General features: G+C 62.2%; 30 protein-coding genes and 1 pseudogene. 2 read left to right on the forward strand and 29 right to left on the reverse strand.

Going from position 1 to position 23251, the window contains the following annotated elements:
• Window positions 1–29: 29 nt before the first annotated feature.
• The 12 genes from ACFPFG_RS10540 to ACFPFG_RS10595 form a co-directional block, all read right to left on the reverse strand.
• Entirely contained in the window at window positions 30–539 is a 510-nt protein-coding gene (locus ACFPFG_RS10540; RefSeq protein ID WP_380106380.1) for a hypothetical protein, read from the reverse strand.
• On the reverse strand, window positions 536–1060 hold the full coding sequence (locus tag ACFPFG_RS10545) for a hypothetical protein (RefSeq protein WP_380106382.1): 525 nt from the start codon (window positions 1058–1060) through the stop codon (window positions 536–538). The genes ACFPFG_RS10540 and ACFPFG_RS10545 overlap by 4 nt, the downstream gene beginning before the upstream one ends.
• Window positions 1057–1356, reverse strand: coding sequence for a hypothetical protein (locus ACFPFG_RS10550; protein WP_380106384.1), 300 nt, complete (start codon window positions 1354–1356; stop codon window positions 1057–1059). Before ACFPFG_RS10550 ends, ACFPFG_RS10545 begins: the two co-directional genes overlap by 4 nt.
• Entirely contained in the window at window positions 1356–1748 is a 393-nt protein-coding gene (locus tag ACFPFG_RS10555) for a hypothetical protein (protein WP_016450830.1), read from the reverse strand. Before ACFPFG_RS10555 ends, ACFPFG_RS10550 begins: the two co-directional genes overlap by 1 nt.
• Before the next feature lie 59 nt (window positions 1749–1807).
• Window positions 1808–2122, reverse strand: a complete 315-nt coding sequence (locus tag ACFPFG_RS10560; protein WP_380106386.1) for a hypothetical protein — start codon at window positions 2120–2122, stop codon at window positions 1808–1810.
• Window positions 2123–2738: 616 nt separating this feature from the next.
• On the reverse strand, window positions 2739–3770 hold the full coding sequence (locus ACFPFG_RS10565) for a hypothetical protein (protein ID WP_380106388.1): 1032 nt from the start codon (window positions 3768–3770) through the stop codon (window positions 2739–2741).
• Entirely contained in the window at window positions 3770–4705 is a 936-nt protein-coding gene (locus ACFPFG_RS10570; RefSeq protein WP_380106390.1) for a hypothetical protein, read from the reverse strand. Before ACFPFG_RS10570 ends, ACFPFG_RS10565 begins: the two co-directional genes overlap by 1 nt.
• Window positions 4702–9948, reverse strand: coding sequence for a tape measure protein (locus ACFPFG_RS10575; RefSeq protein WP_380106392.1), 5247 nt, complete (start codon window positions 9946–9948; stop codon window positions 4702–4704). The genes ACFPFG_RS10570 and ACFPFG_RS10575 overlap by 4 nt, the downstream gene beginning before the upstream one ends.
• Window positions 9949–10040: 92 nt before the next feature.
• A complete protein-coding gene (locus ACFPFG_RS10580; protein ID WP_380106394.1) occupies window positions 10041–10301 on the reverse strand; it encodes a hypothetical protein in 261 nt (86 codons plus the stop codon).
• A gap of 40 nt (window positions 10302–10341) precedes the next feature.
• Window positions 10342–11166 (reverse strand): HNH endonuclease, encoded by an 825-nt coding sequence (locus ACFPFG_RS10585; RefSeq protein ID WP_380106396.1) that lies wholly within the window; start codon window positions 11164–11166, stop codon window positions 10342–10344.
• Window positions 11163–11615, reverse strand: coding sequence for a hypothetical protein (locus ACFPFG_RS10590; RefSeq protein WP_380106398.1), 453 nt, complete (start codon window positions 11613–11615; stop codon window positions 11163–11165). Before ACFPFG_RS10590 ends, ACFPFG_RS10585 begins: the two co-directional genes overlap by 4 nt.
• Window positions 11616–11689: 74 nt before the next feature.
• Window positions 11690–11854, reverse strand: a complete 165-nt coding sequence (locus ACFPFG_RS10595; RefSeq protein ID WP_380106400.1) for an Arc family DNA-binding protein — start codon at window positions 11852–11854, stop codon at window positions 11690–11692.
• 83 nt (window positions 11855–11937) lie between these two features.
• Between ACFPFG_RS10595 and ACFPFG_RS10600 the strand changes: the two genes are divergently transcribed.
• Window positions 11938–12153: an Arc family DNA-binding protein gene (locus ACFPFG_RS10600; protein ID WP_380106402.1), complete on the forward strand. Its 216-nt coding sequence runs from the start codon at window positions 11938–11940 to the stop codon at window positions 12151–12153.
• Window positions 12154–12155: 2 nt separating this feature from the next.
• Here ACFPFG_RS10600 and ACFPFG_RS10605 read toward each other — a convergent pair whose 3' ends face one another.
• From ACFPFG_RS10605 to ACFPFG_RS10625, 5 genes are all read right to left on the reverse strand, one after another.
• Window positions 12156–12731 (reverse strand): hypothetical protein, encoded by a 576-nt coding sequence (locus ACFPFG_RS10605; protein ID WP_380106404.1) that lies wholly within the window; start codon window positions 12729–12731, stop codon window positions 12156–12158.
• 111 nt (window positions 12732–12842) lie between these two features.
• Window positions 12843–13157: a DUF1799 domain-containing protein gene (locus ACFPFG_RS10610; protein WP_380106406.1), complete on the reverse strand. Its 315-nt coding sequence runs from the start codon at window positions 13155–13157 to the stop codon at window positions 12843–12845.
• A gap of 17 nt (window positions 13158–13174) precedes the next feature.
• Entirely contained in the window at window positions 13175–13591 is a 417-nt protein-coding gene (locus ACFPFG_RS10615; RefSeq protein WP_380106408.1) for a phage tail assembly chaperone, read from the reverse strand.
• A gap of 136 nt (window positions 13592–13727) precedes the next feature.
• Entirely contained in the window at window positions 13728–14375 is a 648-nt protein-coding gene (locus ACFPFG_RS10620; protein WP_267179260.1) for a phage tail tube protein, read from the reverse strand.
• Between the two features lie 105 nt (window positions 14376–14480).
• Window positions 14481–14885, reverse strand: coding sequence for a DUF4128 domain-containing protein (locus ACFPFG_RS10625; RefSeq protein ID WP_380106410.1), 405 nt, complete (start codon window positions 14883–14885; stop codon window positions 14481–14483).
• Window positions 14886–14985: 100 nt separating this feature from the next.
• Here ACFPFG_RS10625 and ACFPFG_RS10630 point away from each other — a divergent pair, with 100 nt between their 5' ends.
• The gene (locus ACFPFG_RS10630) at window positions 14986–15528 is read left to right on the forward strand and encodes an NUMOD4 domain-containing protein (protein ID WP_380106412.1); all 543 of its coding nucleotides are present in this window, start codon (window positions 14986–14988) and stop codon (window positions 15526–15528) included.
• On the opposite strand, the gene ACFPFG_RS10635 is transcribed toward ACFPFG_RS10630, so the two are convergent.
• The 12 genes and pseudogenes from ACFPFG_RS10635 to ACFPFG_RS10690 form a co-directional block, all read right to left on the reverse strand.
• Window positions 15521–15916, reverse strand: coding sequence for an HK97 gp10 family phage protein (locus tag ACFPFG_RS10635; RefSeq protein ID WP_380106414.1), 396 nt, complete (start codon window positions 15914–15916; stop codon window positions 15521–15523). The two genes, ACFPFG_RS10630 and ACFPFG_RS10635, sit on opposite strands and share 8 nt — an antisense overlap.
• The gene (locus ACFPFG_RS10640) at window positions 15916–16278 is read right to left on the reverse strand and encodes a hypothetical protein (protein WP_380106416.1); all 363 of its coding nucleotides are present in this window, start codon (window positions 16276–16278) and stop codon (window positions 15916–15918) included. The genes ACFPFG_RS10635 and ACFPFG_RS10640 overlap by 1 nt, the downstream gene beginning before the upstream one ends.
• Before the next feature lie 100 nt (window positions 16279–16378).
• Window positions 16379–16759: a ParB N-terminal domain-containing protein gene (locus ACFPFG_RS10645; RefSeq protein ID WP_380106417.1), complete on the reverse strand. Its 381-nt coding sequence runs from the start codon at window positions 16757–16759 to the stop codon at window positions 16379–16381.
• Between the two features lie 3 nt (window positions 16760–16762).
• The gene (locus ACFPFG_RS10650) at window positions 16763–17179 is read right to left on the reverse strand and encodes a DnaT-like ssDNA-binding protein (RefSeq protein ID WP_380106419.1); all 417 of its coding nucleotides are present in this window, start codon (window positions 17177–17179) and stop codon (window positions 16763–16765) included.
• 2 nt (window positions 17180–17181) lie between these two features.
• Window positions 17182–17442 (reverse strand): HeH/LEM domain-containing protein, encoded by a 261-nt coding sequence (locus tag ACFPFG_RS10655; RefSeq protein WP_380106421.1) that lies wholly within the window; start codon window positions 17440–17442, stop codon window positions 17182–17184.
• A 38-nt stretch (window positions 17443–17480) separates the two neighbouring features.
• The gene (locus ACFPFG_RS10660; RefSeq protein ID WP_380106423.1) at window positions 17481–18449 is read right to left on the reverse strand and encodes a major capsid protein; all 969 of its coding nucleotides are present in this window, start codon (window positions 18447–18449) and stop codon (window positions 17481–17483) included.
• Window positions 18450–18467: 18 nt separating this feature from the next.
• Window positions 18468–19202 (reverse strand): DUF6651 domain-containing protein, encoded by a 735-nt coding sequence (locus tag ACFPFG_RS10665; RefSeq protein ID WP_380106425.1) that lies wholly within the window; start codon window positions 19200–19202, stop codon window positions 18468–18470.
• A gap of 151 nt (window positions 19203–19353) precedes the next feature.
• Window positions 19354–19674, reverse strand: coding sequence for a hypothetical protein (locus tag ACFPFG_RS10670; protein WP_012205077.1), 321 nt, complete (start codon window positions 19672–19674; stop codon window positions 19354–19356).
• A gap of 30 nt (window positions 19675–19704) precedes the next feature.
• Complete coding sequence (locus ACFPFG_RS10675) at window positions 19705–20511, reverse strand: hypothetical protein (protein WP_380110393.1); 807 nt, start codon at window positions 20509–20511, stop codon at window positions 19705–19707.
• A gap of 9 nt (window positions 20512–20520) precedes the next feature.
• Window positions 20521–20679 (reverse strand): annotated as a pseudogene (locus ACFPFG_RS10680) (GIY-YIG nuclease family protein); the annotation flags it as partial.
• Window positions 20680–20755: 76 nt separating this feature from the next.
• Entirely contained in the window at window positions 20756–21865 is a 1110-nt protein-coding gene (locus ACFPFG_RS10685) for a hypothetical protein (protein ID WP_380106427.1), read from the reverse strand.
• Window positions 21865–23244, reverse strand: coding sequence for a DUF4055 domain-containing protein (locus ACFPFG_RS10690; protein ID WP_380106429.1), 1380 nt, complete (start codon window positions 23242–23244; stop codon window positions 21865–21867). Before ACFPFG_RS10690 ends, ACFPFG_RS10685 begins: the two co-directional genes overlap by 1 nt.
• Between the last annotated feature and the right edge of the window lie 7 nt (window positions 23245–23251).

Genomic DNA, 23251 nt, shown 5'->3' on the forward strand with positions numbered 1-23251 from the left:
TGGCTGCCGGCCGGCGCAAGACCGATCCGTCAGCGCGTAACCTTCGGCCACGCATCCCGCATCAGCGCGGCGTCAGCGGCGTGGCCATCAGCCGCTCGCGCGATGTCTGCACCGCGCTCTGCCATCCTTCCACCTCGGTCTGCCAAGCCTTCGAGTAGGGCTGTGCAGGTTGAGGCGTACTGAGCGAGGGCGGGCTGGGCAGCTCCAGCGATGCGCTCGGGGAGGCCTGCAAAGTCGCCCCGCATGCCTGCAGTAGCAGTGCGCAGCTCGCGCAGACTGCGGTCGAGATCCTGCTGCGCGGCCTGGTTGCGCTGGCCCGTGGCCTGGAAGGTTGCGAGTGCATCGGTCAGTCCTTTCTGGAATCCGGCCATGTCCGTGACGGCCTGTTGCGTGCTGGCCAGCGCGGCGCTGGTCTGTTGGTGCTGCAGCTGCTCGATCTGCAGGCCGTATCGCTGGGCTTGGGTCCACCAGGCGCCCGAAGCTCCGATGGCCAAGGCAGCGCCTGCGGCCGCGAGGTGTGTGTACAGCGCGGGAATCATGCGGACACTCCCATGACGGCAGCGCGCGCCTGAGCGTGGAATGCATCCCAGGTCTGCCGGTGCGGCTTGCCGGGCCGCCAGGTGCGCAGCGCATAGAGATCCCAGGCTCCCTGCACGTCGCCCAGGGCCGGCAGCCGGCGCGGATCCGTGAAGAGCAGCAGCCGAGCCAGCGCGGCGGCCAGCACGTCGTCTTGCTCGATGGCCTCCCAGATGGCGCGCGGCTCGAATGCCACGCCACGGGCCGCACAGACCACGCTCAGCCAGTACCGGCTGGCCTGGTGCAGGTAGACGCCCCAGACCCCGCCACGGCTTGCGCGCGAGCCCAGCTCGAACTGCCAGAAGCCACGGGCCGGGCCCTTGACGCCCGGCTTTCCCTGCACCAGCTGATAGCGGCAGGTGAATCGGGATTCCTGCAGGCCGATAGCCAGCAGCATCACGCGCGCCTCGGGCGTGTCCATGGAGGCCGGCAGCAACGCGAGCGCCGGGTTGATCGCGGTCTTGATGATCGTGTCGAGGGTCATTGATCGTCACTCCGTCGCATGGGGTGGCCAGCGCCGTGCCAGCGCGCCACATTGATGAGCAGGCCCGCGAGCACGCAAGCCGAGAAAATGGTGTCGCCCACAGTGGTCCATGTGTTCCACAGCGTCGGCTGCAGGCCCGAGGCCACGGCGCCGGCCAGCAGCAGGACATACCGGGCGCGGGCGAGCTTGTGCACGCGGGCAACGTGCGAGTTGAGCCGGCAGATGCAGGCCCAGCCGATGCCCAGGCAGATCGCCAGGTTGAGCATCGCGAGCAGTTGGTGTGTTTGCCACGTCATCACGCACCTCCCTCACCGCCACCGGCCTTGCGCTCGAGCACCCGGGCCGCGCGCTCGAAAAGCCAGCGGCCGAGCCTGGGCCAGTCATCGCCCACGCCGCCGACCAGCAGCGCAATCGGGGCGAGCATCCAGTTCGTCTCGTCAAAGCCGAGCCACCGGCCCGCCAGCGTGGCCAGGCCCACGGTCACAAGCAGCGCCGTCACGTTCAGCCGCAGGAAATAGCCGGCCGCGCCCAGTCGCGCGCTCGGGTCGCGCCGGCCCAGCGCCCAGGCGGCGCCCACGGTGGACGCGATCAGGATCACGGCATAAGGCCCCACCAGTGCGGCCAGGGTCGGCCCGAACAGCACAGAGGCCAGCGCGATAGCCACATTCGTCGGTTCAAGTTGATTCATCGGCCCTCCTCCGGGCATGAAAAAACCGCCCGGAGGCGGTTGGTGTGGGGTGGCGTCGGTCAGAGCGTCACAGCGAGCGCGAAGGCTTCATCGAGCGACTGCGGCGTGCCGCCGAGTTGCGCCCACAGGGCCGACAGAAACGGGTTGCTGCGCTCCCAGGTGTCGGCCTCGTACTCGATCTGTGCAATGCGACGCTCGGCCGGATCTGAAATGGCCGCAATCGCTGCCTCTGCTGCCTCGTACATGCCCCAGGACTCCAGCACAAGCCGGCCCTGGCGGCGCGAGCAGGAGTGTGGCACAGGCTGGACGCGAGGGGCATCCGGCCAGCGTGTGATCTCAAGACCGCCAATGGTTTCCGTGATCATTTCTGTCATGCCATGCCTCGCAGATTATGCGCGATGTAAAAAGATGTGCTTACTGCAGTCGTTGGAGTTACGTATACAGAAACTGATCTTCTGAAATTAATGGGGTAGTTGTCATCCCACGCATAGTACCCCTCATTTCCTGCGCTATTCATTGATGTGCGCCCAATAGGCAAGATATATTGATTGTTCGAAAGAGTTACATTGTTATCCGCCAGCGCGCGACCATCAATTATTAACTCAAGACGGAATGTCCTGGAAGACCCAATAAAATTTGAGACGCCAAGGAATCCAACACTACCACGCCCCGTCGCGCTAACTATTAGCGTCCGCACTCCTGCGGATATGCTAGGGTTTACAACTGTCGCGCCGTACTGGGCAAAAGTTGATGAAGCCCCTATAGGAGAAAGTGCCGACGACCGAAGAGATGCCGTGCGTACATAGCTTGCCGCCACATAGTTTATGAAGTCGTCTGCTGGATCAGTCGATCCGGAGCCAGTTGCGGAAATACGTTTGTAGAACTCCCAATCTACTGGACTCTGCACTATTTGGCCCTGAGCCACTACGAGACTAGGCGCCCAAATCTGCGCGTCGGTGCCACCCATTCCCAAATCTGCTGCCCACGTACTCATACCAGCCCCCTTGTTGCATCTTGATAAGTCAGCGTTCCGTTAGATCCGCCGTAAATCGCTGAAATCTGTCGAGTTCCCATTGCGCGGCCGCGCAGAAGCGTTGATCCCCACGCAACGCTATAGATAGCTCCATTTCCGATTGCTTCGATAAAAGCAATCTTGTCGCCTGGAGTCCAACTCGTCGGCAGCGTGAGCGTGATGCCAGCCGCCGCGACGATGTAGGCAACCCCGGCGACGCACGTCGTGTTCGCCGTGACAACCTGGCGCGTGAGCCCCGAGGCAGCACCAGGTGCAGCAACACCGATCACCCAGTCCGCCTTTGCAGATGCACCAGCGAACATGTCCACCCCGATCACAAGCGCGCCAGTGCTCGGGTTGTAGCTCTGGATGTAGCCGCTCATCGAGGTTGCGGGATCGCTGGTGGAGGTGGCCACGACGTACATGCCGACGACAAACGAGCGGGACGCCTCGATCACGAAGCTCTTGGCCCCGGCGCCAGGCGTCACGCTCGTCGTGCTGCTGCCCTTGATCTGTTGGGTGGCGAAGACCTCGGCCTGGTTGCGGAAGCCCTGAGCCGCGTCGCGCGCTGCTTCGGACTGCCCCTTGGCGGCGACTGAGGCGTCGCGAGCGGATTCGGAGCCGCCGCGCGCTGTCTGGCTCGCGTCTCGCGCAGCCTCTGACTGGCCCTTGGCGGTGATCGATGCATCTCGGGCCGCCTCTGCCTGCCCCTTGGCAGTCACAGATGCGTCGCGGGCATCCTCCGCGGCGCTCTGGGCTTGGACAGCCTCATCACGGGCCTCCTCTGCTGCCGCTTGAGCATCCCCAGAACCGCCCGCGGCGCTCTGCGCCTCTTGGGCGTTGTGTTGCACATTGGCCGCCAAGGCGTTGATCTCGCCGACGAACGGCCCAGGGCCGCCCATGTGCGTCCCGAAGTTGTAGGCCTTGCTGTTGTACGTGCCGGCCGCCCGATCCGACAGGGCCGGAAATTCCGGGATCGGCGTAAGCGTGGCTGCTGGTTCGATGGCCATCAGATACTGCCTTTCACAATGAGATTGAGAGAAGTCACGCCCCAGTTGTCTGCGCGGATCGAGCCCGTCAGAAAACCGAGTGTGTTGAGGTAGCCATAGCGCGGGAGACCCGACGCCTCGAAAGGCACGGCCATGTCGATCACTTCGCCAAGGATGGCGTCCGCGTACATCGCCTGCTCTGCGCTCAGAACCACGCGACAGGTGACATCTCGGGCGTTTCCCCGAGGAACCTGCTGGTAAGTGCCGTCGTCGTTGAACTGCCTGTACGTGTAGGACTTGCGCTGTGCCTCGGCCCCGTACTCGGCGCCGCCGAAGCTGGAGTCGCCAATGAGCTGCCGCCAGTCGCCGACCTTGATGTCGCCCACAGCAACCGCGCCATCTCCAGGCGACCGAATCGTCACCGTCACCTCGGCGTTGGGTGCAATAGGGATGTCGTCCAAGGAGATCTTCTCCAAAGCTGGCAAAGGCGTAAACAGAAGCTCCCAGAAGCCCGCCGCTTGCGCATACAGGTCTCCATGTTTTTCGCGAATCACCACTCCTCCAGGCGCACTCCGCACGACGAGCGAATATGTCGCCCCTTCAGGGCCGTAGACGCTTACCCCGTTGATGAACCCTGGTGTGAGCACGAACGTGACAGCGCCCTTCCCCCGGGCTTTCGTTGCCGAGTAGTCATCGAAGGGGGCCATCCTGTCGGTTGGGCCCTTCCGATACCAATAGCCGGGGTCCGCTTCAGGACGTGCAGCCCGACCTGTATGAGCCCTGGTGCACGAGTAGACCGACCCATTGGATGTGCGCAAGTCGTCAATGGCATAGCTGCCACTGGCGACCCACGCAACCTCTCCGTTTGCCGTGTTCGGCTCGGGCACGGTGGTGCCCGCAGCGATCATGGTGCTCGTGATCTTCACGGGCACCATGACGCGAGCGGATGCGTTCATGCCATCTCCTTTGCAATTGCCTGCGCCAAGGCAGTAACGTTCATGACCTCGGTGCGCATGGCATTACCCCCCTCAGTCACGCTGTCCGTTTGCTCCTGAAGTACCGTGACGCGCTCGGCGACTTCCGTTACGCGCGCATCCAGGCGCTCGACAGCCGAGAGGAGCCGCTCAAGCACTGCATCAGACCTGGCAGAACCGCTCGATGAGGGCATTGCGCCGCCGGCCCAGGGATTGAATGGGGCTGGGATGATGGCTTCGTCCTTGTGGATCCGGGCCACCATGTCGAACGGAACGCGGTTGGTGCCCACGTCATAGGAGGGCATGCGCTGGTTGGCCAGCCATGCCTCCCAATCGGATTGCTTGAGGCCCGACAGTTCAGCCAGGTCCTGGGGCGTTGCGTTGTTCTGCCTCGCCCAGTCGTAGAGGCCAGCAGCATTGCCGGTGCCGTCAAACGCGTGATAGCCATCCTTCAGGCTGTTCAAGCGGTCCACGCGATCCTTGGCGGTCACAGATGCGTAATACGCAGACCCGTCCGGGTTCGTGTAGACGTGCTTGTACTCAGAGCTCCCGCTATCGCCATGCAAGTTCTTGCCTGGACCTGGCGTCACGTCAGATCCCAGGCCACCGCCCTTCCCCGGCTTAGAGCCAGTTCCAGCAGGCTGCTCTGGGAACATCAGTGCTTTCAGCGCCTGGATGGCTGCCTCGACACTGAGCGTCGCATCAATGTGCTTCTCGTTCCCTTCGAGTAAGTCGCGCCAGTACGTCAGCGTCTTATCCAGCCGCTCAAGCTGCTCTTGCGAGTTTTTGAGTTGCCGCTCCTCGACGCTGAGCTGCGCATCACCCTTGTCTGCCAGATCCGAGAGCTGGCCAGCAAGGACGAGGGCATCACGGTCTCGCTCAAACTGGGTGGCATACACGCCGGAGCTGATGCCACCACGCGCGGCGCTGATTGCGTCGGAAAGGCCTCCATAGTTCGACAGCTTCGCACCGGCACGGACACCGGCGAGCGCCTCTTCGATGTAGACCATCCCTTGGGCCGCCAGCATCTGCTTGGTGGCATCGACAGAGCCATACAGGTCGCGGGCGTTGCTCTTGAGCGTGTTGAGGGCGCTGGACAGGCTGTTGATCGCCTCTTGCGAGGACGACACAATGCCTTGCCAGTACTCCTGCTCGCGGGCCACAGCCGCCTCGAAGTTCGCCATCGCGGCATCCTTGGCCTTCTGCCGCTCCTCGGCGAGCACGCGCGCCATCTCTTCGGCTGCCGCCTGCGCCTCGTCCGCCGCCTTCTTGGCGGCATCAGCGGCAACCTCGGCCGACTTCTGAGCTGCGTCGGCCGCCACGCCGAACAGCTGCGCCAGGGCCAGCAGCTTCGCAGCCAGCTCAGTGTTGCCAGAGGCCAGAGCGTCTTCGATGAGCTTGCGGAACGCCTTCTTGGCCGCTTCGCCGTCCTTCGGATCGATGTCAACGCCCAGACCCTTGAGCTGCTCGCGCACCTGACGCTGCAGGATCTCGGCGCGCTCGGCTTCGGAATAGAACCCGGCGTAGAAGGCGTTGATGTTGTTCGTCAGCGCCTCGATGCCGCCGGCGAACTTGAGCAACTCCGTCTGAGCTTTGCCGGTGATATCAGCGAACCCCGTGAGCGTTTTGGCCCAACCGTCGAACGCCGCCTTGACAGCACCGATCTGCTGCAACACGGCGTTGAGGCTATCAAGGTCCTTGACGGATTCCAGCGCTTTAGTTGCCCAGTCTGCATCACCGAGCGTCTTGCTCATCGCCGCCGCCACATCCTTGGCGATCATGTCCAAGTACTGTTTTTGCCCTGCTTCGCCATCTGCGAATTCGCGCGGCGCCCACTTGTTGTTTTGATCCTTGGACCAGTCAACAATGGTCTTGCCGTCAGGACCCACGATCTGCAGCGCGCCCCAGGCGCCGTCTTTGCTGCTGTCGTCTGCAAAGCCGGTTTTGACGATGTATCCCGTCTCGCGGCCGAAGCTCTTTGCGAACGAGTCGAGCATGCCGCCCACGGACTTGGCCACGCCGTTCACAAAGTCCTGCGCGCCCTGGTTCCAGTACTTGGCGCCCTCGTAGTAGCCCAGGGCACCGTCTTCGCGCCGCTTCACAGCGGTCGTCTCTCCGCCAGAGTAGACGGCATCCGCACCGTAGTGCGGGGTGCCAGACTTGTCGAAAGACTTGATCAGACTGATCAGCGCCAGACCTGCACCCAGGTACGGAAGCGCTCCGCCAAACATGCCGAGGGCCGACGAGCCGCCGGCCAAGATGCCCGCCGCGCCCGCGCCGCCAAGGGTGGAACCAGTCAGCGTAGCCATGATTCCGGCGCCAATGGAACTGCCGACCGTGGTGAGCGACATGCCGCCGAACAGCAGATTGCTGACCAGCCCCGAAGCACCACTGCCCAGCAGGCTTGTCGCTGCCGCACCGCCAGCACCGCCGCCGCCGATGAGTCCACCCACCACGGCCTGCACGACCGGCTGCAGGACCAGCGTCGAGAACAGGCGCTTGAGGTACTCGGCCGCGTTCTCGCCCCCGCGCATGATGTAGTCGGTGAGCGTGTCACTGACCATCTGGCTAGTCTTGTCCCATTCGGACACGAAGACTCGCCTTTGCGCATTCAGTTTCGCTTGGAGGGCTGCCTCAGTTGCCTTGTCGATGTCAGCCTGCCGAGCCTCCTGAGATTGGTAGGGGGCGTTCTGGATCTCCTGGATGCGCTTGCGTAAATCTTGCTCAATTCGCAATTGCTCGATGAGCACGGTGCGTTCGGAGTTCGTCATGCCGATGGTGCGCAACTCCAGCTCCGTCATTTCCACGGAGTCCTTCACGCTCTCCGTATAGGAGTGGAGCGACATGCGCACCGCATCCACACGGCGCTGCATCTCAGCCTCCGCTTCGGCCTGCTCCTGCCGCATCGCAAGTTGCTGGTCATTCAGCGTGATAGCGCGCTTGATGGCCTTCTCTTCCTGCTCTTGGCTCTTGAGCTTCTCAAGCAGGCGGAGCGCCTCCGCCTTGTGGGCGGCAGACATCTTCTTGGACCCGGCCTCAAGCTGGGCCTGCAGCTGAATGCGCAGCTTCTCGGAATCGGACAGACGGCCGCCGGCAAAGAGCTCGGCATCGTTGGCGGCGATCTTCGCGTTGATCGTGGCCACCAAACGCGCGTAGGTGGACTCTTCCTCATGCGCAGCGGACGCGCCAGCCTTCGCGGCTTTGGCAGCCTCCTTGCCCTCCTTTGTGGACTCGTAACGCGCGATATTCAGCTTGGTGACCTCTGCTGCATACGTTTTCGCGGCCTCTGCCCCGGTGCCATACACGCCAGTCGCGAATGCTTTCTCCACGGCCGCAAGGTCAGAGAGAAATTGCTTTGTGACTCCGTTTTGACGAGCGCTGATTGCGAGCACCCCCTTCTCGGCCTCTGCTCGCTCTCTTTCGTAGTTCGCGTGGCTTCCGCGCGAAGGGAAAGCGCCGATGTTGATGCCACCCGTGGGAGCCTCCTCAACACCCATCAAGGCCTTCTTTTGTCCAAGAGCTGCGCGGTACTCTTCTGCCACAGCGCGAGCGCGCTCAACCTCGTTTTTGTACCAAGTCTCCTTGCCGAACTGACCCCCGAGCGACTGCAGGTGAGAAAGGTTCTCCTCCGCATCTTTGGACTTGGCTTGCAGGATCGCGAGCTGTTCTGCGTTGGTGCGCAACGAATCGGGCAGCAGCGCCAAGTCGGTGCGCAGACCGAGCACTCCACCGGTCAGGGTGTTGATGGTCCCGTTCAGCGCATTCGCGACCAGATTCAGCGAGGCAAAGCCAGCGCGTCCAGCGGCCACAGCGGCACCGGTGCCCAGCGCCTCCAGTGCACCACTGCCCCTTTTGCTGGAGTTCTCAATCGCGTCCGAGATGGCCGTCATGTCGCGACCAATCGCGTTCATTTCCTTCGCCAGCGCCTGGCTGACGCCCGAATCGCCGGCCGTCTGCTTGAGCTTCTCCCAGGCAGTGTTGAAGCGATTGACCGCTGCGTCCAAACGGTTTGCGGCCTTCTCCGCTGCCCCCCCCAAGGACGATTCCAACTCCCGCGCGAATTTCGGCAGGAAGTCTTCTGCGACGACCTTGCCCTGCTCCAGCAGTTTGCCGAGTTCGGCGGTGGTCACGCCCATGGCTCGCGCCGCCGTCTGGAAGGCGCCGGGCAAGCGCTCGCCGAGCTGGCCGCGCAGCTCTTCGCTCTGAACAGTCCCCTTGCTGATCATCTGTTGCAGAGCCAGCAACACACCAGATGTGTTTTCTGCGCTCAGGCCCATGACAGCCGAGGCCTTGGCAACGGCTTCGAAAATCGCCCGGGACTTTTCCCCTTCCAGCGCCGTCCCGCGCGCAGCGGCCGAGAACTGCTGGTATGCCTTGGCCGTGCTGTCGAATGCCAGCCCCAGGTCGAAGGTCGTCTTGCGCAGATACGCGATCTCAGCGGCACTGCCGCGAACCGAAGAAAAATCAAGCCCGATCCGTAGGCGCTCGGCTGCCGCGCTGGCGTCGTACAGAGCCACAGCGGAGTCCTTGGCCCAGTTCACAACCTGCAGAGCCAGGAAGGCCTGAATGCCGCGTACAGCAAGGCCCATGTTGGCACTCAGCCCACCGCTGGCATCTGCCAGGCTCTTCACGCCGTCGGCGCCTTCGCGACTCTGGCCCGCCGCCTGTTGGGCAGCCGTACCGAACCCCTTGATCTGGTCTCCGGCCGTTTTGAACGACAGGCCCATTTCAAGAGCGGCCTTCGAGGCATCGGCTTGCGCTTTGATGACTGCCTGCACAGATGGCACGACGCGAGCCATTTCAGCGGCAAGGCTCTGCGCCGTCACCGTAGCTGCGCGCACCGCTGCCTGCATTTCCTGCACCGACGTGGCAGAAGCACGCAGGCCTTGCGCCGCTTGCGCAGCCGCAGAAGAAACGCCACTCAGCCCTGCGGCCGAATCACGCATACCCGCCAATGACCGCTTCGCATCATCTGCGCTTCGGGCTACACGCCCAATCCCGTCAGCAGCCTGTGGCGCCGAACGACCAACGTCGTCAAGGCTGCGCCCCGAGCCCTCGCCAAGCGACTTGAGGCTGCGGCCCGTTTTTGCAGCAGCCTTTTCAACACCATCTATCGCACGCTCGACTTTTGGCCCAGCGTCCGCCAACTTCGTCAGCGCGACTTCAGCGCGAACTAGGTCTGTGGTGTCTGCCTTAAAGTTAATCGCGCCAAGTTCTTCAGACATGAGCACCTCACAAACAAAAATGCCCGCAGGGAGAACCGTGCGGGCATGAAAAAGCCACCCTAGGGTGGCTTGAGAAAAATCAGTCGGCTTATTTAGCCAAATGGAGCGGTTGATCCGCAGTGCTTGCAAACGCTGGCGTCACGCCGGATGCTCTCTCTGCAATGGTTGCAGCGACGCAGGACGCTGAAGGCGCCGGCCTTCTCAACTTCTGGCAGAACCAGCAGAAACACACCAGCGATCAGAGGACTTGCACACAGCGCGATGAAGAACCAGCCGATGCCGGAACGTCCACGTTTATCAGCAAAAATCCCGCATGCGATCGCCAACAGAACCCACCCAGCGAAGAGCGCCATGTCACCTCCAAGAACGAACCAGGAGGATGGTACAGCAGGATCAGATGGTGCACCCTGGGTGAAGACGACGCTTGGCATCAAGGTAGGCTTGATGCGCAACCTCTGGATCGTCAAAGTACCCTAGATATTGCCTCTTCTTGTCTACCTTGATGTAGGCAAACCATGCCTTTTTCTCGGAACTCCAGCTGACACCAAGATAACCACTTAAGGTCCTCCTTCTCACGGCTCTAATGTTTTGAGAGTTAATAGTAGGGGTTACGTCTCTAAGATTTGAGAGGCTATTATTCTCGCCATCGCCGTCAATGTGGTCTATCACTCCCTTTGGCCATTCTCCATGCACATACAACCACGCCAACCGATGCAGTTTGAAAAAACGCCCATCGATATTAATACTCCTGTATCGCTTGCCCTGAGACGTGTGTAGGCCACCAGCTTTAGTCCCGATACGACCTCTAGTCCCGCAGAACTTTCTGGTAAATATACCTGTTTCTGGGTCATAGTGAAAAAGTCGCCTAAGTCTTTCAGCGCTTATGTCTCCGTCGCTCGTCTGATCGTGGTTTCTTTCGTGGAAATATGCGCTATGCAGAACAAGATTTTTTATTGAAAGGTCATTCTGGTCATTATTCCTGAGTCGTATTTTCTCACTCGGTTCCTCTCCGTAATAATGCATCCATGCCACCCGCTTGCACTGGAATGTGAGATTTTTCAGTTTTACAACTCTGCTTCCAAGCGAGCTAACTGAACCGGCTCGCTCTCCGACAACAGTTCTCATGGCGACTTTGACCTTCCATAGCATTTCGCCGGTTTCTGGGTTGTAGTCGAGTACGTCGCGCACGTACTCAGGGGTAACGTGCGGCCTTGTCATTTAGCTGTCTCCGCGCCAGCAGCCAACACATTTTTCGCGCGCTGCAGAATCTCCGCCGCCTTGGCTGGCACCGATAAATGCTCGATGGCCTCTTGGATCAGCGCGGATGCCGCATCGCGGTGCGAATTTCGGAACCAGCCGGCGATCGTCTTGCTACGAGGGAGTACTCCCTCCGCTGCAAAGAGCTCAACGCGTCGCACCTGCTTTTGCTCCTCGTCCAGCGGGCGCGTCCAGGTGTAGTTGCCGCCGAACTTGTCGAAGGTGATTCGGTCCTTGCGAGGAGTTCCGGGGAAACACGCCGCAGACACCTTGTGCTCGGTTGGCCAGACGCCGCTGTACCCTTCCGCAGCAAGCTCCACGGCCGTGCCAAGAAACTCATCTGCATGAGGCAGCCGCGTATGCAACGCGCGGCCGACTTCCATTCTGTTTACTTTTGGGATAGCATTCATGCTGAATCCTTTGATCGCTCGATTGATTCACCTTGAAAGCCTCAGTGGGTCCAATCACTGGGGCTTTCTCCTTTTCAGGCCAGCTGCGCCTCGGCAGCGTCTTGTGCCTTCCTGCTTTGCTCCAGCCTCAAGATCAGTTCCGCAGTCACGCTGCGGCGGGCTGCTGTTGCCTGCGCCTTCAGCCAGTCCTTCAGATCAGCCGGCAGGCGGACATTGGTCTGCTCATCTTTGCGTGCCATCGCTAGCTCCTTTCGTAAAGCACGGTGCTAATGTAGCACGGTACTATCACAAAGAGCAAGCACCGTGATGCGATAATTTCCGCATGGCCAGAACAGATCCTCAGCTCAATTTCCGCATCCCCGCCGAACTCAAGGAGCGGCTGGAGACGGCGGCAGCCGAGAACAAGAGAACACTCACGGCGGAGCTCGTGGCGCGTCTTGAGGCCAGTCTGAATTCCGAGGGTGGCTTTGACCCACAGGCTGCTCTTACGCAGCTGCTTGAGGCGATAGCGAAGCTCGAAGGCGCCAAGAAGAAGTAACCTCAGCCCCGCCCCTTGGTCGCAGCGATGGCATCGCTCAGCGCTCGCTGCGTGTTCTGGATGGAAAGCCGGATCATCCCGCTGGGAGCTTGCTTTGACCAACCGAACTCCAATCGCTTCGCGTACGGCAGGTTGTTCCCGATGAAAATTTGGTGGCCGATCTGGAACGTGATGAGCGCAGCTCTCGCGCGGGCCATCGCGGCGCTTCCTGAGCCGTCTGCAGCGTCCTCGATCTTGGGGTTGATCGCTGCGATCCCCACCTGCCAATTGTTCTTGAAGCGCCCGCCTGTGTAGCCCTTCCCTGCTGACAAGGGGAATTTCTTGCTGACAGTCACGCGCCCCGTTCCCTTGCGCTTCTTGCCGGGGTTTTGGGCGTTGTATGTGAAGGCCTCTTCACGGTAGGCATCGCGCGCAGCCATGGCGCCAGCGTTGGCCTTCCAAATATCAGGGTTCCCCACTGGAGACATGTCCACGCACTGGCTGAAGAGGTTCAGCATCGTCAACTGGACCACATCTCTCATGCGCTCCTTGTGCGCGTTGCACAGGGCGGCGAGGGTCTGAGAGAACTTGTCAGCCATGCCACACCTCCTTGACGCCGATGCTTGCTACATCTTCTGCCATGGCGGCCTCACAAAAGAAAAGGCCCGCCGAAGCGAGCCTTGAAATGCGAAAGCCGCCCGGAGGCGGCTCTATGTCTTGTCCTTGGGCGCGAACTCATGCATCGTCGCAATGGCTTCGCCCTCCATCACCACGAGGCAGTCGTGCAGGTCGTTCCAGTCGTCTGCGTCCAGGCCCATGCGGTCCATCAGCGGATACATGGCCTCCCAGCGCAGGCCAATCGGCACGCCGCCCATGGGGGAAATCGCCCAGCGCGTGCCCACGCGCCGGAACAGGTCATACGCCTGCTCGTTGTCTGGCCACACCTCTACGATGCTGGTCTCGTAGTCCTCCAGCTCGAAGCCTTCTGCCCTGGCTTCTTGCTCGGTAATGGGTGGCTCAAACAACGCACGGGCGATGGCCTTCAGTTTCCCAAGCGGCCGTGGAACAGTGCGGAGTCGAGGGCGACCAGCATCGCCTGCACGGAGCCGGGGATCACGTCCTCCAGCTCGGCCAGGTTTTCGGTGGTGAAGTCGTCATCCAGGTCCCAGCCGGCGGCGCCCTTGAGCACCACGGAAAGGGCTTCCTTGGCGCGCTCGCCCACCAGGGCAGCGAAGGTGAAGTCGCCCTCCATTGGCTTGTCCGTCTCGCGCAGCACCTTGAGGTGCTCATCACGCAGCGCGGCCCACTCGGACTTGCGCATGCCCTTGGCCTGCAGCGTGATAACGGCATTTGTGCCGTCACGGCGGGCGATGGTCACGGGCAGTTCGAAGGTCGGAGCGGCGCCGCCCAGGCTCTTGATGCTGGATGCGGCGATGGACTTGGTTGCAGGCTTGGCCATGATTGAGTTCTTTCAGCGGAGGAAGATGAATGCCCGTGCGCAACCGCCCGCCCCGCTGAAGGAGCGAAGCGGCTGCGTCGGTGCAAGGGGATGCCCGGATGGGCGAAGAGACACCCGCCAAGCGGCGGGCTGGGGATCAGGCGGCGTAGCGCGTGCTGATGTTCTGGGCGTTGAACGTGCCCTTGACGGTCACAGCCTGGCCTTCGGTCAGGGTTTCTTCCTCGTTGAAGGAGACCTTGGCCGGGATCAGCGACACGGCGCCGGTCTTGGCACGGCGGCGCACCACGGTGTCGGCGTTGGTGTCCGACAGCATCTTCAGCGCGGTGTATGCCGGGGTGCCGATCATGTCGGCGTCCATGTCGAAGGTGCGCTGCACGGCGTTGAAGCCGTCGTTCAGCACGATTTCCACGTCCGACTCGATGAACTTCACGTTCACCGTCTTGGCGTCGCCGCCAGAGCTGGAGTGGTTCATGGTGCGGTCCAGGTCAACCATGGTGGTGACCTTGCGCGCGGAGCCCGCGCCGCTGCCAGGCGTGAACAGCTCCGTGTTGCTGGTGTCGATGCCTTCCAGCGTGAACGAATCCGTGGTCACGGTCTTGACGCGCGCAGCACGGAAGTTCAGCCGGCCCCAGCCGCTGTAGATCAGCAGCACGTCGCCGACGCTGTAGCCGTGGGCTGTGCTGGAGCAAACGGCTTCAGCAGCGTTGGTAATGGCGGAGATGGTTTTTGCCGCCGCGAGGACGGTTGCAACGGACGTGATCGTCCCGTTAGGTGTACGCGCCATGGTGGGCCTTTCGATGAAAAAGCCCGCGAAATGCGGGCATGTATACGCCCTCGCGGGCACAAAAAAAGCCACCCGAAGGCGGCTCAGCTTTTCAGATGTGGGAGATCAGGCCGGCATGGCCCGCCAGTTGATGGAGACCGGCACCGTGTACCAGCCTTCGTCGGGCATGCCGCCAGCGATGGCGGGCGTCTGCGCCAGTTCGATGCGGTGGTTCCCGGCATCCAGGTTCTGGACCGGGGCGAACAGCGCAGCCACCTGCTCGGCCATCTGCTTCGCCTCAACCTTGCCCTGGCCCGCCGGCCAGACCACATCCACCTGAAGGATGCCGGGCAGCTCTGCCGGGCCTCCCTCGATGAACAGGTCGCGGGGGTGGTTGTGCAGGTGGTGCACGCGAAGGTAGCCCCGCCCGGTCGTCGGCTCGAAGGCCATGTCCTCCCAGGCGATAGGCGGTGGAGTGGCCAGCGTCAGCAGGCGCTCTTCCAGCGCGGTCTCTATGGCGACAATCGACATAAAATGGTCCTTGGTGCGGCTAGCTTTAGCGGGCGAAAAGACGATTCATCACCGTCCGCCGCACCACCTCAGTGATGACTTCTCTTTGATGGAGAGAAACATGCAAGAAATCTGGAAGCCTGTCCCGGGCCATGAAGGCCATTACGAAGTTTCAAACTTGGGGCGAGTCCGCTCTTTGGCGAGACATGTTCGACATTCCGACGGCAAGTCGCTGCGTGCCGTGGCTAGTCAATTGAAAAGCCTCAGCAGGAACAGCCAAGGCTATTGCTCTGTTCACCTGTACTTGTGCGGGAAGATGAAGAAGTGGTATCTGCACCGACTCGTGGCCCAAGTCTTTATTGAAAACGTTGAGGGGCTACCTCAGGTCAACCACATTGATGGCGACAAGGAAAACAATGCAGCCAGCAATCTTGAGTGGTGCACGGGATCCGGCAATTGCATGCATGCAGTCAGAAATGAGCTGTACTTGACTGCTCGTGGAGAGCAGGCGGGCAATGTGAAGCTCAAAGAAGAAGACGTTCGAGACATCCGACTTCAGGCTGGCCAGGGCGTGATGCACAAAGATCTCGCGCAGGTCTTCGGGGTCGGCCGCAAAGCCATCACGAAGATCGTGAACAGGCAGCGCTGGAAGCACGTCATCTAATAGAGTCAGCCGCTTTCTTCAGGGCAACGGAGTAGTTTTGGACAGCTAGCCTGACGATCCCACCGGGCGCCTGCTGAGACCACCCATACTCCAGGCGCTTCGCATAGGGCAGGTTGTTCAGAATCCAGATGGTCTGCCCAGGCTTCCAGGCGGCGATCCTCTCGTTGAGGACGGCCAGGGACCGGGCGCCGGACTTGTCTGCGCCCTGCGGCTGGGACGGGTCAGAGGCGCCGGTGGATGTGACCCAGGCGTTCTTGAAGCGACCTGTGTCAACCGGCGAGCGGTCCACCATCTGGCCGCCAAGCTCCAGCGCCGCGCCGCGGACAACCATCTCGGCCTTGTCGCCGGCGCGCTCGCACAGGGCGCGAAGATCAGCAGCGAATCCCATCAAATACCTCTCAGCTGCAGCTTGTAGAGCACCGCCACGCCGGCCGGCGCGACGATCCCGACATCGACCACGTTGTAGACCTTGGCGCCCACAGTCACGGTGTCGCCCGTCTTCGGGGCAACCTCGATCTGCGGCGCCACGAGCAGGCGTTGGTCGCTGTGCTTGATGAGCGTGCCATCGATGTCGCGCTGCTTGTAGCCGAACATCGCGCCAGTGCCGGGGTAGTCGAGCACAGTGGGCGTGACCGGCTGGCCAGGAACGAACGGCCCGGGCGGCCCCTTGCGGTGCAGCGTGACGGGCTGGCCCGCCTCAGCGATGGACTCCAGCGCGCCCACGGCGATCTCGTTGTAGTCAATGGGCATGGAGTGCTCCAGCAAACAGCACAAGAAGACCGAAGCAACAGGCCCCGATGCCAATCATCGCCACGCCCCCACGGAGGCCCATCCAGAAATTCGCCATGGCTCACTCCTCGCGCCGGCACGGGTCCGGCTTCCAGGTCATGCGCCTGGCCTTGATGGTTCGCTTGCCCAGGGCGATGGCCTTGAGCACGCGGTGCCGGCCGTCGGCGATGGAGCCGTGCCAGTCCAGCAGGATCGGGCAGTCCAGGTCGGCGTCCATGCACTGCCTCACATGCCGGGCCAGGCCCAACATGTCGCAGTCGCGCCAGATCACATTGTCGAGATCGATCCCGGCCAGAGGCATGTCGAACACCGGCAGGTCCTTCGTGTCGTCCAGCAGCCTGGCCACCGAGTACCAGCAGCCCTTGCCGTCGTGGTAGTAGTCCTGCAGGGGCTCGTTCTCTTGGAACTTGACCTTGGGCGGCCGAGTGTCGCGCTTCGCCATACCCTACCCCCTCACCAGCTTGATGTTCATCGCGCCGCCGGTGGTCAGCCCACGCAGCAGCGCATCGATGACCGCGAACCGCATCTGCCCACCCTGCTGGCCCTCGGCCCAGCGCGTGGTGATGTCATCAACGGTCTGCTCGATCTTGATCCGGCCGTCCGAGTCCTGGAACAGCTCCCCCTTTGCAGCACGCCAAGCGGCCTCGCAGCACGCGTCCTTGACCTTCTGGGCCACGGGGTCGAGGTACTGCGGGTCAAGGGCGTAGTTGCTCAGGATGTACTGCGTGGCGCGCCGGAGCGCGACCTCCTGGGCCGGCTCATCGGCGGGCCACGTATGGCCGTAGTTCGCCATGTAGACCGCTGCCTCAGCCAGGGTCACGAGGCTGTCATAGCCCTCAGCCGGGGCAACGATCAGCGCCATGGTCAGGCCTTCGCGTCCAGCAAGGCCTGCAGGTCAGCCTTCTTGGCGCCCTCGGGCACCTCGATACCCTTGGCCTCCAGAGCGGCACGTAGCTCGGCCACGGTGGCCTTCTTGGCGCCCTCGGGCTCGCCATCGTCGGCAGGGTTCTCGTAGCCCTCGGGCATGAAGATGGCATCGATGATTTGGAAGCCGCGCTTGCGCAGCTCGGCCTTGCGCTCCGGCTTCACCGGATGCGGCTCGTACCAGACCTTTTTGTCTTGCATGTGGTTCTCCCAGAAGAGAGGGGCCGAAGCCCCTCCCATTACTTGGCGGCGTCGCCGATGGTGACCACGCCGGCCGAGGCCTTGACGCTGTTGGCCACCAGGTCCCAGTTGGTGCCGGTTGCCAGCTCGGCGTCGGTGGGGCTCTTGCCGCCGTTGGCGGTGTCCCAGGTGTAGCCCTTCAGGCCCAAGCCGAAGGTGTAGTCGGCCTGCATCGTGGTCTCGATGCGGTTTTTGCCGTTGGTGGTCTGGATGTTGGTGATGAGGTCAGAGCCGTCAGAGACGACTGCGGCGCCGTTCACCAGGGACAGCACCTTCACCTTGTCGGGAGTGCCCGCCGTGAACAGCGAAGGCGCATCCGTGACGATCACGGCCTTGCCCAGGATGTCCACGATGGTCACGCCGCTGAAGGTGAACAGCTTCTCGGCGTTGGCCAGGTTCTGGCCGATCAACTTGTGGTACATCGCGCCCGTCATCACCTGCGCCACGATGCGCGCCGAAGCGTCGCCGAACTTGGCGTGCGCGCTGTTGATCGCGCTGTAGGTGATGCCGGCCGTGGCGGACACGTCGTTGGTGGCGCCGGCCTGGTTGGCGATTGCAGCCACGAGAGCGGCGATGGCCGTGTTCAGCTGATCGGCCATGATGGCCTCGGACAGGTTTCGCGAGATCACCTCCAGGGCTTCCTCGGGCGACTTCTGAATCCAGGACAGTTGGCCAGGCTCCCACAGGATGGGACCGAAGCCGCCGGCGATCTTCACGGTGTCGTACTGCTTCTGTGCCAGCGGCGTGGCGGATTGTGCGCCGTTGGAAGCGTAGCGATCCACGCGGCGCTGGGCGCTGTGGATGCCTGCCCAGAAGGATTCCTGCAGGAAGTCCCCGTCGATGCTCTGCGTCGTCAGCTGGATGGAGCCGGCCGATGCAGCGTTGAACTTGGCCACGTCTTGGGCCAGGGTTTCGATGGTGGCCAGCTTCAGGTACTCGTTGAATACCTTCATGTCGGACAGTGCCATGATTTGCCTTTCTGCGCCTTAGGCGCCAGATGTGAGTCGCTTCATTGCGGCAATACGGTCGGCCTTGCTGCCGCCGAAGTTGCCCTGTTGTTTGCCACCACCATGGCCGCCCTGTGCGCCAGAGCCAGATGCACCGGAGCCCTTCAGGATGTGATCCTTGCCCGGGTACTGGTTGACCAGCATTTCCAGCGCCTCATCGAAGCCGGCCAGGTCACCCGGGCTGGCTGCGCTGTAGAGCTTGTTGCCGTTCGCGTCCTTGGCGACGACCTTGCCCTCTTCGATGCTGAAGGCCTTGCCGAAGTAGGCCTGCACCAGGTCGGGCGGGATCGCCAGCTTGTCCAGAGCGAACTTGGAGCGAGCGAAGCTGCCGCCGATCATCTCGGCGTACAGCTGCTGCTCCAGCTTCGATGCGTTGCCGTTGGCCGCATCCAGTTGAGCCTGGAATGCCTTGGAGATTTCGGCCTTGACCTTCTCCACCTCGCCAGCGTCGATCAGCTTCTTCTGGTCCAGCGACTGGATGGTCTCCAGCGCCTTGCGGGCAGCATCCGGGTCCGCGATCCCCTCGAAGCCCTTGAGTTTGCTTTCTGCATCCTCGAAGCGCTTGCGGTATGCGGTGCTCTGGCCGGTCAGCTCGCCGATCTTGGCGAAGGCCTTGGCGCCATCGAAGGCGATCTCAGTGCCGTCATCCTTGGTGTACACGGGAGCGCCGTCTTGCAGAACAACCGCGCCGTTGGAGTCGAGTTTCAGTTTCATGGTGGTGGAACGAGCTTTCTGCTCAGAAGTTGATGGCTTACTGCCGGCGAACCCGCTTCTGCTTTCTGCTTGCGACGGGCATGAAAAAGCCCGCCGTGATTGCTCAGGGCGGGCGGGGAAAAAGAAAGCCCGCACGGCGGCGGGCTGGTTGTCATTTCACGGGCCTGGGCTTCGTTCGCCTGGGCTTGGGCTCTTTCGCCACCTTGAACTCGGGCGGCATCATGGGCGACCAGATGCCCTGCTTGTCGCAGGTGTAGCAGACCCGATCATGGGTCATGGTGCCGCGCTGGTAGCGGCCTTTCTCATCGATCCAGGAGCCGTTGACCACGGTCATCACGGCCCGGCCGCCACACTTCGGGCACTGGAGCATGCCCGGCGGCCGATACCGCGCCTTGACGCGCTCTATCAGCGCTGTCTTGGCGTCGGGCTCGGCTGGCGGGACGAGGGAGAGGTGCTTCGGCTTGTCGGTCACGGCGCAATACTACAGCCCGGCCCGCAAGCCCTATGACGGCATAGGAACGTGCGCAAAAGTCTTCCCGCGCAGAAGAAGGCTCATCGGGCAGCTAGTGACTCCATATTTTCGGCACAGATCAGCAGCACGGACGCCAGATTTCGCAAGAGTCCTGGCCTCAAGCACCTGCTCATCCGTCATCTTGGCTTTGGCTCTGGCGGCCTTTATCTTTTCTTCAGGCCTGCTCATGCGCTTGCGGGTCATCTCAGCCATCTTCTGGCGATTCTCGGGCAATTCAAACCGACTGCGCGCGCTGGCCCGCAGTCTTGCGCGAACCTCTTCGCTTGCCATGGCGTCTCTGGTAGCCGCCGATATTGCGTCCCTTGCTTCTGGTGACTGCATGCGCCGCTTCTGAGCAGCCGACATTGTCGCTCTGGCCTCTTCTGTGTGGCGATAACCGGTCTTCGCAGCCGAGATGTTGGCGCAACGCTCCTGGCTGAATGTCATCCCCGTGAGTGCCAGAGACAAAGCGGCAGATATTTCCTGGCCACGCGCCGCATAAGCAGCGCGCACTCCAGCAATCATCTTTGCGCGATGCTCTGCGGGAATTCCAGCAGCCTTCATCCTTGCTGAAATCTCAGCGCGTCTTTCGGCACTGAGCCTCTGCCCTTTACGGGCAGCCGAGATCTTCCCCCGAACTTCTGCGGAAGGATCTCTGACGCCATCACCGCCGGATGTTCCATTAACCAGATCGGCGCCAAGTTTCGTGTATTCCAATATCAAGGCCACTTCGGTAGCGCACCAGACAGCTTCACGGCGCAGCTCAACAATGAGGACTTGGGCGCCACGGTTGAGCACGCTTCGTATCCAGGCATCTCTGCGCGTCCTTCCTCTCTTTGCCACACTTAGATGCGCCCCTAAGCGGACCTTCAAATTCCGCTTCGTTTGGCCTATGTAACGAATATGCCCATCGTCGGATCCAAATAAGGCATAAACCGTGCATGTGAGAGAATTCGCATCAGCCATGATTACCTCTAGTACAGGTTGTTTTGGTTAGAGCCCGTGACGTGTTCCACCACCTCACGGGCTCGTCTATTTTAGGCTACAGCCCCGCTTTCTTGAATGCCTCGGCATCTCGTTGCTTCAATTCAGAGATGGTAAGAAACCGCCCCTTCGAGTCGTACATCGCATCCATCCCCAGCTTGCCGTCGCGCATCAGCCGGGCCCGGGTCTCTCCGAGCACATCGGTTTGGCGCGCCAGGGACTGGTTCTTCAGCCAGTCGGCGTAGCTCGTTTCCTTCGGCACCTGGCCGTCCATGCTGGCCCGGGTGCGCCCGTTGACCTCGATGTCCGGCAGATCGATGCCAAGCTCCTTGTGGCTCTTGAGCACCGGCACTTGGCCGGAACGGCAGCGCCAGTGCAGCCGGCCCGGCCCGCCCAGCCACGGCACCTTGTGGCCGATGGGCTTGTGCGTGTCGGGCGTGTACAGCAGCCGGTCTCGGATGCGGCACATGGGCGACGTGCGGAGATCGAGGGTGGATGACCACATGGAGGCCTTGATCAGGTCCGCATTGGCCTCCATCACGTTGTCCTGCGCCACGCCGGCCGTGTGAGCCAGTGCCGTCCTCACGACCGCTTCGATGTCCCGGCGATCCTTCTGGATCAGGCCGTCGATGTAGCCCTTCGCCCGGGTGCCTCGCAGCTCCCGGATGATCTGGTCCGTGGTCTTGCCCTCGACAAAGCCCTGGGCAATGGCCTGGCGCACGCGCTTGAGCTTGCCAGCGTCCAGATCGCTCCAGACGCCCTGCAGCAGCACGCCCTGGAACGGCCGGGACAGCGCCGCCGCATAGACCTGCTCTGCCGACACTGCAGCCACGTGCACGCCCACTGGCAAATGCGTCTTGAGCATCTGCTCCTGGTAGCTGACCTCGTAGGGCACGAACTGCTTCAGCTCCTCGGTAAGGGCCCGGCCCAGCTGCGCATAAGCCTCGCTGTTCAGCGACCAGATGGAAGTGAGCAAGGACTCCAGGCGCTGCATGGTGAAGCCGCCAGAGTCCAGTCCTTCCAGCCTGGCGGCCAGTTCAGCCATCAGCCGCTGGTCCGAGCGGTTCAGCAGCGCGATGATGCGCGCCACGACTCCGTTGTCGTACCGTTGCAGCGCGACCATGTGCCGGATGGCTTCCGAGAGAATCAGGTCATTGACCGAGGCCATCACTCACCTCCGATGGTTCCGAGTGCCGGCCCCTCGCTTGCAATGCGGTCGAACTCCGCCTCTGCGTCCAGATCAGGTGACAGAACGCCGCGGCGCTGCATCTCCTTGATCGCCGTCTCCTTCGACAGCAGACCGGCCTGGTAAAGGCTGACGATCATCTGCGCGCCGGCCTCCGTGAGGCTCTGGGCGGCGAAGTCCTTGAACAGCGTCACCTTGGCCGTGCGGTCGATGCCGAGCCACGCGGCCATGTAGTCCAGCACCAGATCCAGCGCATCCTCGTAGTTCTCCACGATGCTCTGGAGCGCGGACTTGTTGGCCTCGGCGTCGTTGGATGCCTCTGTCGCAGTGCGCTGGCCGGGCTGGGCGACCAGCAGCTCTGCACCGGTCTGGATCATCTGCTCCTCAAGCGCGTTCAGCTCGGACCGACCCACTGTCACGGACTCGGCCGAGCCCTGCAGCACATCGGCCGTTCCGCCGGGCGGCAGGTTGACCGCCTGGCTGGCGGCCATGACGATCTCATTCTTGTTGTTGATGCCCGAGAACACCAGCAAGCGCTTTCGGGCGAAGCGGGCCGAGTCGTCCTGGTCGCTCTCGTTCTGCCAGTGCTTCACGTTCAGGTAGGCCAGATTCAGCAAGGGCGGCATGCCCTGCATAAAGGCAGCACGCCGGCCATAGACAGGCACGAACGGGATGAACCCCAGCGTCGTCACACCAGATTCGTCTTCCACCCTCGTGTAGCTGCCATTCGCCGCTTCCTCCCAGACCTCGAAGGACCCGGGCCGCAGTACGCGCACACGCTTCAGCAGTTTGGTCCCATAGTCCCCGTCCGGCACCTCCTTGGTCTCGGCGATGCGCAGCATGGTGAGACCAGGCTTGCCGCCGACATCGCCCACCATCCAGCCCAGGATCTGCTCGGCCTTGATGTGCACGCAGTACGGGCGGGCTCCGATGGCCTTTTCTTCAGCCCGTGTCCTTGCCCTGCCTTGCGTCCGGGTGAAGTCCACCAGGATGCCGCCGAAGCCGTACTTGATAGCCGAATGGTCGAACACATCCGAGGCGAAGGCGTGCAGGCTGCGGCCCTCGCCGTCGATGTTGTTGCACAGGTCGATGATGACGTCCGGCGTGTCCTTGGAGAGCGTCACCTCCTTGGCGAACGGCTTCCCAGCCATCACCGTGCATGTGCGTTCGAAAGCAGGGAACAGCGTGGCCACCGCCAGGCGGTAGTTGTAGTCTTCCTGGGCTTCCTTGGGCTGACGCGGCAGGAACGTGGTGGATGCGGCGCGCATGGTCCGCGTGCCGCCCAGCAGTGCGGTCAATAGAGGCCACTCCGCCTCCATCACCCGCATCTTCGGGTCGCGGTCTTGAACGTTCAATGCCATAGAGAAA

Origin of the sequence: Delftia deserti (assembly GCF_042653485.1) — a bacterium.
In the GTDB taxonomy this organism is placed as follows: Bacteria; Pseudomonadota; Gammaproteobacteria; order Burkholderiales; family Burkholderiaceae_C; genus Comamonas; species Comamonas acidovorans.